We start from the raw sequence: 12,479 nt of genomic DNA, 5'->3' as shown, positions 1-12,479 counted from the left end.
CAGCGTCACGACCACGGCGGGCCGCCCCCGGGTGCGGAGGTCGCCCCGGACCGCCAGCACGGCGAGCGCCCCCGCCCGCAGCCCGTGGGCGTGGACGACGTCGGCGTCCCGCGCCAGGACCGCGAGGCGCCGCACCGAGGCGACGTCCCCGCGTCCCGGCCGGTCCGTGATCTCCACGGGCGCGAACGTGACCCCCGAGCCGGGCGGTACCAGCCGGTCGGCGAGCGCGGCGGGGCCGGCGACGAGGACGCGCCACCCGCGTCCCGCGCCTCCGGCCGCGACCTGCGCGACGTGACGGGCGACCCCGCCCGCGCTCGACCCCAGGACCTGCAGCACCCTCACCTCGTGGCGCTCCTCGTCGTCAGCCATCCGACACCCCTCCCCTGCCCCGGCGCACCAGCGCGCCCCAGGACGACCGGTCCAGCACGGCGACACCGGCAAGGACGACGGCGGCCGCGACCGCGCCGGCCAGGGCGCCGGCGCCGAGGGCCCCGCCCAGCCCGAGGTCCTCCAGCGGACCCGCGAGCCCCAGAGCAGCCCTGCCCGCCACGACGGCGAGCGCCCCGAAAGCGACGACGACGAGGGTCGTCCGCCCGGCCCCCTGCATCGACGCCCGACCCGCGGCCCGAGCGACCGCCGCGACGAGGAGGGAACCGGCCAGGAGCATCCCCGCGCTGTTCGCCGCTCCGAGGCCGACCAGCGTCCCGACCTGGTCCCGCTGACCGCCCGTCAGGACGGGCACGAGGACCGCGGCCGTCGCGGCGACCGTGAGCCAGCCGGACGCGGCACCCACGACGGCGGCTCGGCCCCGCTCCAGGGCGTACAGCGCGCGGGAGAGGTGGAAGACGAGGGTGAAGCCGACCAGGCCGGGCGCGGTCCAGGACAGACCCGTGGCCATCCCGCTGAAGTCGCCGGTGCCGAACACCTGGAAGAAGCGCTCCACCGCGGGCGCCGCCGCGACGAGCACGGCCGTGCCCAGGACCGCGATCACGAGGAGGGCCCGCGTGGTCATGGCGACCAGCCGGGCGTAGCCGGCACCGTCGCCCTGCGAGGCGCGCTCGGCGAGGCGCGGGAAGGCGGCGGTCGCGAGCGGCACGGCGAGGACCGCGTACGGCAGCACGTAGACCGCCTGGGAGTACAGGACGACCGAGAGCGTCCCGGCTCCGCCCCCGGCGTCCCGCGCGCCGAACTGGTTCGCCAGCACCAGCGTCGCGACGACGCTGACCTGCTGGGCCAGGAGCGCCCCGAGGCCGGCCGCAGCCAGGGCCCGGGCGCGGGCAGCGACCCCGCCCGGGAGGCGCAGCGTCGGTCGCAGCCGCACGCCGGCCCGGTGCACGGGGACCAGGAGCGGGAGGCTCAACGCCACCACGCCGGCCGTCGTCCCCCACCCGAGCAGAGCGATCGCCCCGTCCGTCACCGCTGCCAGGTCCGTGGGGTCCGGAGCCAGCCGACCGAAGGCCAGGTAGACGCCGATGACGACCAGGCTGCTCAGGAGCGGCGCGAGGGCGGGCCCGAGGAATCGGCGGTGCGCCTGGAGCACGCCGGTGAGGACGACGCCGACCCCGTAGAGCGGCACCTGCGGGGCGAACACGCGCAGGAGCGTCGCGGCCACGTCGACCTGGGCGTCCGGCGCGTCCCGCAGCAGGAGGGCGGCGAGCGGCTCCGCCAGCAGGACGAGCAGAGCCGCCAGGGGCACGAGGACGACGAGGCACCAGCCCAGCAGCGCCGACGCGATCCGGTCGACGTCCGCGCGCATCGAGCGGGCGAGCGGCGCGGCGAGCAGCGGCACGACGGCGCCGGCGAGGGCACCGCCCGCGGCCACCTCGAAGAGCACGTTGGGCAGGAGGTTGGCGGTGTTGTACGCGTCGCCGAGGGCGGTGGCGCCGACCTCGCGGGACTGCACGACCGTCCGACCCAGGCCGGCGACCCGGCTCACGATCGTCACCGCGGCGATCATGACTGCTGCGCCGGCGAGCCCGCCGGTCAGACCCCGCAGCCGCGGACTCAGCGCCGACCCCAGGCGTCGATCTCCCGCAGGACGGGCGTGCGGGCGATGACCGCGGTGAAGCTGACCCGCTCGCTGGCGAGCGTGAGGGCGACCGCCCCCGCGAGGAGGGCGAGGCGCCCCCGCCGCCCGCGGGCGAGGACGGCACCCACGCCCAGCAGCGCGCCGAGCGCGTTCGCCCCGCCGTCGCCCAGCATGTCCGTCTCCCCGAGGTCACGGGGCAGAGCGGCCCCGGCCGCACCGAGCGTCGCTCCCGCCACGGCACCCCCTGGACCCGCGAGGAGGGGCAGGGCGGCGAGGCCGGCCGCCTTGAGGGCGCGGCCGGGGCGGAGGTCGAGCAGGTTGACCAGGTTCGCGGAGGCGGCCACCAGGGCGCCGGAGACGCCCACGTCCAGGAGCCGACCGACGGGCCCGACGGCGCGCCGCGACGGCAGCAGCGCGGCGGCGACGAGCGAGGTCGCCCCGATCCCGAGCACCTTGAGCCCACCGGTCGTCAGCTCACCGTGCGCGAGGGCGCCCAGATGGCCGCGCAGCCCCTTGCGGGAGCGCGCCGTGTCCTCCGTCAGGTCGTCCACCAGCCCGAAGGCCGCCGCACCGCCCGCCGCCACCGCGCAGGCCGCCGCGATGCGTCGGTCCGACGCGCTCAGCACGGCACCCGCGACCAGCCCCGCCGCCACGGAGGGGCCCTCGAGGAGGCTCAGCGGCGCGCCCCGGTGGTTCGTCCGCGTCCACCGGGGGGTCCCAGGGGCGACCAGCGCGTCGGCCGCCCGGCGGGCGCCCCACGTCGCTGCGGCGGACGCGAGCCCGGCGAGGACCACCCGGTGCGGACCCGGTGGGCTCACCGCCACCCGGCTCATCCCTCGCCGTCGCCGGTGGTGTCGGTGGTGTCGGTGGTGGTGGCGTCCTCACCGGTCGCGCCCTCGGCGTCCCCGTCGCCCTCGGCGTCGGTCTGGGCCGGAGGAGCCGGCGGCTCCTCCGGGACGCGGACCACCGGCGGCAGGACGACCCGCGGCGGCATGAGGTCCGTCGCGCTCTCGCCCGTGCCGTAGTGCCCGACGGTCCCGCTGATCCGGGCGGCGAGGGCGAGCGGGACAGCCACCTGACCGGACACGCGCTGGACCGACTCCACGGTGCTCACCAGGCCGACCGTCTCCTCGTCGGCCCGCAGACGCTGCACCAGGCTGGGCTCGACGAGGTCGCCGCCGGCGACGACCGCCCCGGCCGAGCGCTGCTGCACGGCGACGCTGATCTGCTGCGCGGCGCCGAGCAGGCCCTCCAGGAGCTCCTCGCGCTCCTCGACCACCTCCGGTGCGGCGCTCTCCTGGGCGGCCTGCTCTTCGGCGACCTGCACGGCGCTGACCGTGGGCCCGGCGAGGACCACGACGGCGTCCGCAGGCGCGGTGATCGCCGGGTCGAACGTGACCAGGCCACCCTCGCGGAGCAGCTCCAGGGCGACCGCCGCCGACTCCGTGAGGACGTCCGGGTCCTCCGGTCGTGCGGCGGTCAGGCCCTGGGCGAGCGCCTCCGCCAGCTCCGTCCCCGTGCCGGCGTCGTCCGCCGGCTGCGGGTCGAGGTACTCGACGAGCTGCCCGGCCAGGGACTGCCGGAACGCGAGCTGGTCGGGGTCCGTCCACGCATCGGTGACCCGGACCGTCCCGGTCACGGTCGCACCAGCCTCCTCCAGCCGCGCCACGACCGCCTCGCGGATCTCGGGCTCGACCTCCGCGATCTCCACCACGGCCACACGGCGCTCCCCGAGGACGTCGGCGAGCAGGTCGCCGGAGACGTCCTCGAGCGCGGCCTGGCTGCGGGCGAGGTCGGTCTCCGCCTGCTCGAGCCGGGAGCGCAGGTCCGCCCGCTCCTCGCGGAGCTGGTCGACCTGGCCGGTCAGGGTGTTCCCGATCGACTCCTCGAGCGGCCCGGCGCCCAGCGCGATGCCGACGGCGAGCGCGAGGAACACCGAGATGAGGGAGACGAGGTGGTACCGGAAGTCGATCACGTGAGAGGTCCTCGGTCGGGGGTGGGACGGGGGGCGTACGTCACGGGGGCCCCCCGCCGAACAGCGTGCTGGCGGCGGACCAGACGTCGTCCAGGCGGGCACCGATAAGCCCGAAGAGCGTCTGACCCGCCACGGTGGAGGCGAGGGCGACGCCGAGGGCGAAGAGGCCGGCGAGCACGAGGAGGACGAGCTGCCAGGTGGAGATCCGGTGCCGGTACAGCCGCGAGACGCCCTTGGCGTCGATGAGCTTGCCGCCGACCCGCAGCCGGGTGAGGAAGGTGCTGGCCATGCCCGAGCGCCCCTTGTCCAGGAACTCCACGAGCGTGGCGTGCGTGCCGACCGCGACGATGAGCTCGGCACCCTTGTCGTCGGCCAGGAGCATCGCCACGTCCTCGCTGGTGCCCGTCGCGGGGAAGATGACGGGGTCGACCCCGAGCTTCTGGACGCGCTCGACGCCCGGCGCGCGGCCGTCGCGGTAGGCGTGCACGACGATCTCCGCGCCGCTGGTCAGGGCCCGGTCGGAGACCGAGTCCATGTCGCCGACGATCATGTCGGGCGCCCAGCCCGCCTCGATGATCGCGTCGGCCCCGCCGTCGACGCCGATGAGGACCGGCCGGTACTCCTTGATGTACGGGCGCAGGACGACCAGGTCCTCCTTGTAGTGGTACCCGCGCACCACGATGAGCACCTGGCGTCCGTCGATGCGCGTGCGGACGTCCGGCACGCCGACGCCGTCCAGGAGGAGCTCGCGCTCCCGTCGCAGGTAGTCCATCGTGTTCGCCGCGAACGCCTCGAGCTGGACGGCCAGGCCGGCGCGCGCCTCCTCCATGGCCGCCGCGATCGTCGCGGGGTCCTGGACCACGCCCTCGGCGACGAGCCGCGCCCCGTCGTAGACGGCGCCGTCGACCACGCGCACGCGCCGGCCCTCGACGAGCCCGAGCACGTCCGGGCCCAGGTCGTCGACGAGGAGCACGCCGGCGTCCACGAGGATCTCCGGTCCGAGGTTCGGGTACCTGCCGGAGGTGCTGCGCGCGGCGTTGAGGACCGCAAGAGGCCGGCAGGCCACGAGCGCCTCGGCGGACACGCGGTCGATGTCCAGGTGGTCGATCACCGCGACCTCGCCCGGGCGCAGACGCTTGGTGAGGTTCTTGGTCCGGGCGTCGACGCGCACGGCTCCCTGCAGGCCTGGTTCAGTGGCCGGCACGTCCTGCCGGCGTCGCTTCAGTGGACTCATCGGGCGTCATCGTCCCACGGTGGAGCGCTCGAGGAGCTCAGCGGCGTGCTCCAGCGCGGCAGCGGAGTCCTCCTGCCCGGACAGCATGCGCGCCAGCTCCGCGACACGCTCGTCGCCGGTCACCTCGCGCACGTCCGAGACGGTCACCACGTCACCGTCCGCCCCCGACGACTTCGTGACGACGAGCTGCCGGTCCGCGAACGCGGCGACCTGCGCGAGGTGCGTGACGACGACGACCTGGGCCTGGCGTGCGAGCTCGGCGAGACGGCGACCCACCTCGACCGCCGCCCGTCCCCCGACCCCGGCGTCGACCTCGTCGAAGACGAAGGTCGGCGGTCGCGCGGCACCCGAGTCCTCCGACGTCGCCAGCGCGACCTCGATCGCGAGCATGACGCGGGAGAGCTCACCGCCGGAGGCGCCCTGACCGAGCGGCCGCGCGGGCGCGCCGGCGTGCGCGACGAGGTGCATCTCGACCTCCTCCGCCCCCCAGGGGCCGGCCGGGTCGAGCGGCACGAGGCGGACCTCGAGCGAGCTCCCCGCCATGGCCAGACCCTCCAGCTCCCCCGTCACGGCGGCGGCGAGCCGGCGCGCCGCGTCCGCACGCGCCTGCGAGATCTCGCCGGCGAGGCCGCCCAGGACGGTGTCGGCCTCCGCGATGCGGGCCCGGACCGACGCCGTCCTGTCGCCCGAGCCGTCGAGCTCGAGCAGGCGCAGACCCGCCTCCCGCGCCCACGCGAGCGCCGCCGCGACCGTGCCGCCATGGGCACGGGCCAGCGACGTGAGCTCGGCGCGTCGGTGCTGGACCGCGTCGAGCCGAGCGGGGTCGGCCTGGACGGTGTCGACGTACCCGGCGAGGTCGCTCGCCACGTCGTCCAGGAGGTAGCCGACCTCGGCGACCCGCGTGGCGAGCCGTCCCAGCTCCTCGTCGTGCACCGACGCCTGCTCCAGGACGCGCCGGGCCCGGTCGACCTCGGGCACCGCGCCGGCGCCCGGGCCCCGAGGAGCGGCGTCGCCGTCCCCCGACAGCGCCAGGTAGGCCGACGACGCCGCGGTGCGCAGGTCCTCGGCGTGGCCGAGGCGCTCCGACTCCGCCGCCAGCGCGAGGTCCTCGTCGGGCTGGGGGTCGACACGCTCGACCTCGGCGAGGCCGATGCGGAGCAGCTCCGCCTCGCGATCGCGCTCCTGCGCGTGCTCGACCAGGTCGTCGAGCTCGGCCTGCAGCTCCTGGCGTTCCGTCCACGCCCGGCGGTAGGCGGTGAGCCGGTCCAGGTGCGCGGTGCCCGCGAACGCGTCGAGCGCCTCCCGCTGACGGCGCGGCGACCGGAGCCGCATCTGGTCGGCCTGGCCGTGCACCGTGACGAGCTCCTCCGCGACCTCCGCCAGCACGGCCTGCGGCACGCTGCGCCCGCCGAGGAACGCCCGCGAGCGCCCCTGGGCGGCCACCGTCCGGACCGCGAGCAGCGTGCCGTCGTCGTCGACCTCCGCGCCGGCGTCCCGCGCCCGGTCCAGCGCCCGGGACCCCGGGTCGACGACGAAGCAGCCCTCCGCCGTCGCCTGGCGCGCGCCCGTCCGGACGGTGGCGGCGTCGGCGCGCCGCCCGAGGAGCAGCGCGAGCCCGGTCAGCACCATCGTCTTGCCGGCACCGGTCTCGCCCGTGATGGCCGTCAGCCCCGGTGCGAGCGGGACGTGGGCGCGGCCGATGACGCCCAGGTCCTCGATCCGGATCTCCTCGATCACGCGTCGTACCCCGGTGCCGGCACGTCGGGCCCGGGTTCGGGCGTCGCGCCTCCCAGCCGTGACGACGTCCCGTTGGGTCCGCGGCCACGCCAGCCGGTGACCGGCAGCGCGAAGCGCGAGACGAGCCGGTCGGTGAAGGGGGCGTGGCTCATCCGGGCGAGCCGCACGGGCTCCTCGCCCCGCCGGACCTCGACCCGCGTCCCGACGGGCAGGTCCTCCTTCCGCCGGCCGTCGCAGGTGAGGACGCCAGGGGCGCCGGACCGGGTGAGGATCTCCACCGCCAGCACCGACGCCGGCCCGACGACGATCGGCCGCGCGAACAGGGCGTGGGCGGACACCGGCACGAGCAGGTTCGCGTCCACGTCCGGCCAGACGACCGGTCCTCCGGCCGAGAAGGCGTGGGCGGTGGACCCCGTCGACGTCGCCATGACCACGCCGTCGCAGCCGAACGTCGACAGCGGTCGGCCGTCGACCTCGACGACCACCTCGACCATCCGTGCCCGGTCCGCCTTCTCCACGGTCGCCTCGTTGACCGCCCAACCGGTGGTCACCCGGCCGTCCGGCCGCAGGACCCGCACGTCGACCGTGCGCCGCTCCTCGACGTCGTACTCCCGGGCGGCGACCCGCCGGACCGCCTCGTGGATGTCCTCGCGCTCGCTCTCCGCGAGGAACCCGATGTGCCCGAGGTTCACGCCGAGCAGCGGCACGCGGGTCCCCCGGGTCAGCTCGGCGGCCCGCAGGATCGTCCCGTCACCTCCCAGGACGACGACCATCTCGACGTCCGCCGCGCCGGCCCGGTCGGACTCGTCGACGGGCGTGAGGCCGACGTCCTCCAGAGCGCGGCGCGCCTCCTCGGCGGCGTGCACCGCCTCGGCACGGCCGCTGTGCGTCACGAGCAGGACCGCGCGGGTCACCGCGCCCCACCCCCCTCGGCCGGCCGGGCCCAGCACGGGACCGGCGGCGTCCCGAGGAGCAGCGGCTCGCCCCCGACGACGGCGCGCCGCACGTCCTCGCGCCACGCGGCGACCCCGGGCCCTTCCGAGAGTGTTGTGCCCTCGATGGCCGCACTGCCCTCCACCGCAGCGCCCTCCACCGCACGGCCCTCCATCGCAGCGCCCTCCACCGCAGCGCCCTCCACCGCAGCGCCCTCCGGCACCCGACGCGTCCCCCACAGGAAGAGCTCACGGTTCCCGGCCTCCCCGGCGAGCCCGCTCGGCACCACGCCGCAGAGCCGTACCCCGAGGTCGACGAGCGTCTCCGCGACGCCCGTCACCGCCTCGGCGCGCAGCGCGTCCGACTCGACGACGCCGCCGCGACCCAGCCGCTCCCGGCCGACCTCGAACTGCGGCTTGACCAGCAGGAGCAGCTGCCCCCCGGGCCGCACCGCCGGCACGAGTGCCGCAGCCACCGTGCGCAGCGAGATGAAGGAGAGGTCCGCCACGACGACGTCGACCGGGCGTCCGACGTGCTCCGGGACGTCACCGGCAGCCCCGCTCGCCACGAGGCCGAGCTCGAGGTCGCGGACGTTGACGCCCTCGACGGCCGTCACCCGCGGGTCGGCGCCGATCGACGGGTCCAGCTGCCCGTGGCCGACGTCAACGGCCAGGACGTGCGCGGCACCACGACGGAGCAGGACCTGGGTGAACCCGCCGGTGGACGCGCCGGCGTCCAGGCAGCGGGCACCGTTCGGGTCGAGCGCACCCGGCGCCAGGCGGGCGATGTCGTCGAGCGCCCCGGCGAGCTTCCGGGCACCGCGGGACACGTCGTCCTGCGCACCGGCGGTGACGACGATCTCGGCGGTGTCGGGGACGGGCTGGGCGGACCGCCGCACGGGGCAGCCGTCCACGGTCACCAGGCCGCCGGTCACGAGCGCGGCGGCTCGTGTCCGGGACCGGGCCAGCCCCCGCCGGACGAGCTCGGTGTCGAGCCGTGCCGTGGTCACCTCACGCCTGCCCCTCGGCGAGCCGGTCCGACAGCGCCCGATGGACCGCGTCGAAGGCCGCGACGTGATCGCGGAGTGCACGTCCGTCGAGCCCGTCGAGGGTCCGCAGGGCCTCGTCGACGGCCGCGTCCCCCGTCGGGTCACCGGGGAGCTCCGTCACGCGTCCTCCTCAGTCGCGAGCCCGGTCGGACACCCGGCTCTCTCGTCACGACGCCCGCGCGACGAGCGCGGGACCCTCCACGGCACGGGCCGGCCACGGGGCCGGTCACCGCCGCCGCCCACGCTACCGCCCACCGGTCGCCCCGAGGCCGCGGCCCACAGGAGGCAGCGACGGGAGCGCCGAGGCGACGGTCAGACGCCGAGGTCAGGGACGCTGGCCGGGTCGACGAGCGTGCCTCCGTCCGTCGCCCGCCACACGGCAGCGCAGGCCACGCGAGCGGCATCCACGCCTCGCGACCGCTCGTCCAGCTCGAGCCGGCCGTCGACGACCCGGGCCGCTGCGCCACGCAGCGCCCACCAGCCCTGCTCCTCGTGCGGGGCGTCGTGCGGCTCGAGGAGCCCGCGCAGGTCGGCGGCGAGGAAGCTCGGTCGCTCGGTCGCCGGCGCCAGGACGGCGTCGCGGGCTGAGCTCACACCGGTGAGCACGTGCAGGCCGGGGTAGCCCGCCGCGACCGCCCCTCCGAGGTCGGTGTCGAGCCGGTCACCGATGACCAGCGGGTTGCTCGCCCCGCTCCGCTCGACGGCGAGGCGGTACATGTCCGGCTGCGGCTTGCCGGCGCTCAGAGGGGTCACCCCGGTCGCCGCGACCACTGCCCCCACGAGCGACCCGTTGCCCGGGGCGAAGCCGCGCTCCGTCGGCAGCGAGAGGTCCAGGTTGCTCGCGACGTGCAGGGCACCGCGCTCGATCGCGTACGCCGCCTCGGCGAGCTCACGCCAGCCGATCGTCGGCGCGAAACCCTGCACGACGGCCACGGGCTCGTCGTCGGCGCAGGCGACGACCTCGAAGCCGGCGGCGGTGACCGCTGTGAGCAGCCCCGCACCGCCGACGACGAGCACCCGCGCCCCCGGCTCGACGTGGTGCCGCAGGAGGGCCGCTGCCGCCTGAGCGGCCGTCATGACCTCGTCGGGCGATGTGGCGATTCCCAGGCCGGTGAGCTGATCGGCGACGGACTCCGGCTCCCGCGAGGCGTTGTTCGTCACGAAGACCAGCCGCATGCCTCGCCGACGGGCGTCGGTGAGTCCGTCGGCGGCGTGCGGGATCGGGTCGTGCCCCTTGTAGGCCACGCCGTCGAGGTCGACGAGGGCCAGGTCGTAGGCCTCGGCCAGCGGCAGCGTCGTCGAGAGCAGCATCAGGAAAGGTCCTCCTCGGTCAGGTCGTCGTCATCGGTCGTCGCGTCTCCGCGGGCTGCGGGAGCACCCTGCGAGGTCCCGGTCTCGACCCCGTCGCCGTCGTCCGCCGACCCGGCCGTCTCGACCTCGTCGCCGTCCGCATCCGCGTCATCGACGCCATCCGCGTCCTCCGCGTCCTGCGCGTCCTGCGCGTCCTGCGCGTCCTGCGCGTCCTGCGCGTCCTGCGCGTCCTCCGCGTCCTGCGCGTCCTGCGCGTCCTCCGCGTCCTCCGCGTCCTCCGCGTCCTCCGCGTCCTGCGCGTCCTGCGCGTCCTCCGCGTCCTCCGCGTCCTCCGCGTCCTCCGCGTCCTCGAGGTCGTACACCAGGACCTCGTCCTCGGCGTCCACCTCGGCGGGCAGCGTCCTCTCGAGCGCCGCCGCCTGGTCCTCCCGGCCGGCTGCCCGGAGCGCGACGACCAGGGCCTGCGCGACCCGGAGCCGCAGCTCGCCCTGGCTGGCACGCGCCGTCGGCGTGCTCAGGACCGCGACCGCGGCCTCCACCTCGCCCAGGTCGAGCCGCGCACCGCTGACCACGATCGCGAGCTCCACCTGCAGCTCCGGGGGAAGAGCGCGGGCGATGTCGTCCGATGCGAGCGCGATCGCCCGCTCCGGGCGACCCAGGCCGCGCTCGCAGTCGGCCATGAGCGGCAGGTGCTCGTCCGACCCGTTGAGCCGGCGGACCGTGCGCAGCTCCCGGAGGGCCTCCGCGTACCGCCCGGTCCGGTAGGCGGCGATCGCCGCAGCCTCACGGACGACGTCCACCCGGCCGGCCCGCCGGACCGCAGCCTGGCTGTGCTGGTAGGCGAGCTCGGGGTCGACGTCCAGCAGACGTCCCGCCATCACGAGGTGGCGGGCGACACCGTCGGCGTTGTCCTTGCTCAGGGTGCGCAGACGGGTGCGCACGCTCTTGTCGAGGTCGGCAGCGACGACGTCGTCCGGGACCTCAGGTGCCACGGTCCGCGCGACCTCGGGAGCCTCGCTGTCACCCCGGGCCGTGGTCGCACGCGAGGGACCAGGCTCCTGGTCACCGCCCCAACCGCGCGCGGGACGGGGAGGACCGGACCGACGGTCCCCGCCAGCCGGCCCGGATCGCCCGTTCCCTGGCCCGGACCGACCACTCGCACCCGCAGGACCACGCCGGTCCCCCGCACCGGACGGGGCCCCGGCCCACCGGTCCTGGCCTCCGACCCGCGAGCCACCGCCAGACCGGGAGCCACCGTCACGCCGGTCCCCCGCACCGGACGCCGACCCGGCCCACCGGTCCTGACCCCCGCCCCGCGAGCCACCGCCAGACCGCGACCCAGCACCGCCGCGGGGGTCACCGGCGGAGGAGACACCCCGACCGGCGCCGCGCTCATCAGTGCCCGCACGCGGCCCACCGGGCCGCTGGCCGGAACCCGACCAGGGACGAGACACCGCTGACCCCTCGGCGTCGCCACCCTGACGCGAGCCCCAGGTCCGCTCGCCGCCGGCATGAGGCGGCCCCGAGGCCGCACCGCGGGGCGCCCGAGCCGCGCCAGAGCCTCGCTCTCCGGTGCCGAAGCGTCGCTGGCTGCCCGTGCGTTCCGCCCCCCCGCCGGAGGAGCGCTCGCCGACACCACCACGCGGAGCACCCGACCGCGGCGCCCGAGCCGATTCCCCGTCCGACCGCCTGGCCGAAGGCGCCACCCCTCGCTCGGGGCGGCCCGATCCGCTCGGACCGGACCACCGGCGCTCCGGATCACCGCCTCGACCTGCCGCGCCACCACCCTGGCCGTCACGGCGCCCGTCGGTCCCGGTCCCCACACGGCGGCCCGCGTCGCGCCCGTTACCCTGCTCCCCAGTTCTGCCACCACGGCCCGGCGCCCCTGCACGGCTCGCACCGGCCCGCCCGGAAGCACCGGCCGGACGACCACGACCACCACCGTCCGACGACGCCGGGCGTCGCTGTCCCGACCCTGCACCTCGAGCCGCGTCGCCTCCCTGGCCGGTACCGCCGCGGCCGCGCGAACCCGACCGGGGCTCGCCCGCGCCGGCGTCTGACTGCCTGTCGTCCGTGCTCACGTGCTCGCTCCTCGTCAGACCTTCTGGTCCAGCATCGTCGTCAGATGCGGCTCGCACCACGCCGCAAACCAAGAAAGAGGGCCACCATACGGTGGCCCTCTTTCTCGAAAGGGTGTTCGGCGGCGACCTAC

11 protein-coding genes are annotated in these 12,479 nt (G+C 76.5%); all 11 read right to left on the bottom strand.

The annotated features are described in order from the left end of the window. The coding region (locus N866_RS10680) for a glycosyltransferase family 4 protein (RefSeq protein ID WP_034226217.1) at positions 1-369 on the bottom strand (369 nt) is incomplete at its 3' end. Beyond that, the gene (murJ, locus tag N866_RS10675) at positions 362-1,945 is read right to left on the bottom strand and encodes a murein biosynthesis integral membrane protein MurJ (RefSeq protein WP_245612526.1); all 1,584 of its coding nucleotides are present in this window, start codon (positions 1,943-1,945) and stop codon (positions 362-364) included. The genes N866_RS10680 and murJ, both read right to left, overlap by 8 nt. 59 nt (positions 1,946-2,004) lie before the next feature. Beyond that, a complete protein-coding gene (locus N866_RS10670; protein ID WP_034226224.1) occupies positions 2,005-2,847 on the bottom strand; it encodes a hypothetical protein in 843 nt (280 codons plus the stop codon). Between the two features lie 11 nt (positions 2,848-2,858). Next, complete coding sequence (locus N866_RS10665) at positions 2,859-4,004, bottom strand: copper transporter (RefSeq protein ID WP_052022897.1); 1,146 nt, start codon at positions 4,002-4,004, stop codon at positions 2,859-2,861. A 40-nt stretch (positions 4,005-4,044) separates the two neighbouring features. Beyond that, a complete protein-coding gene (gene steA / locus N866_RS10660) occupies positions 4,045-5,238 on the bottom strand; it encodes a putative cytokinetic ring protein SteA (RefSeq protein ID WP_034226215.1) in 1,194 nt (397 codons plus the stop codon). Between the two features lie 6 nt (positions 5,239-5,244). Beyond that, complete coding sequence (gene recN, locus N866_RS10655; protein WP_034226214.1) at positions 5,245-6,975, bottom strand: DNA repair protein RecN; 1,731 nt, start codon at positions 6,973-6,975, stop codon at positions 5,245-5,247. Next, entirely contained in the window at positions 6,972-7,889 is a 918-nt protein-coding gene (locus N866_RS10650; protein ID WP_052022901.1) for an NAD kinase, read from the bottom strand. Before N866_RS10650 ends, recN begins: the two co-directional genes overlap by 4 nt. Next, positions 7,886-8,917: a TlyA family RNA methyltransferase gene (locus N866_RS10645; protein ID WP_081802553.1), complete on the bottom strand. Its 1,032-nt coding sequence runs from the start codon at positions 8,915-8,917 to the stop codon at positions 7,886-7,888. The genes N866_RS10650 and N866_RS10645 overlap by 4 nt, the downstream gene beginning before the upstream one ends. 1 nt (position 8,918) lies before the next feature. Then, the gene (locus N866_RS21975; protein ID WP_173406151.1) at positions 8,919-9,077 is read right to left on the bottom strand and encodes a hypothetical protein; all 159 of its coding nucleotides are present in this window, start codon (positions 9,075-9,077) and stop codon (positions 8,919-8,921) included. A 191-nt stretch (positions 9,078-9,268) separates the two neighbouring features. Continuing rightward, on the bottom strand, positions 9,269-10,267 hold the full coding sequence (locus N866_RS10640; RefSeq protein ID WP_034226213.1) for an HAD-IIA family hydrolase: 999 nt from the start codon (positions 10,265-10,267) through the stop codon (positions 9,269-9,271). Continuing rightward, the gene (locus N866_RS10635) at positions 10,267-11,259 is read right to left on the bottom strand and encodes a tetratricopeptide repeat protein (RefSeq protein WP_216699433.1); all 993 of its coding nucleotides are present in this window, start codon (positions 11,257-11,259) and stop codon (positions 10,267-10,269) included. The genes N866_RS10640 and N866_RS10635 overlap by 1 nt, the downstream gene beginning before the upstream one ends. Positions 11,260-12,479 lie beyond the last annotated feature (1,220 nt).

Origin of the sequence: Actinotalea ferrariae CF5-4 (assembly GCF_000603945.1) — a bacterium.
In the GTDB taxonomy this organism is placed as follows: domain Bacteria; phylum Actinomycetota; class Actinomycetes; order Actinomycetales; family Cellulomonadaceae; genus Actinotalea; species Actinotalea ferrariae.
This window is presented reverse-complemented; position numbering and strand designations above follow the sequence as displayed.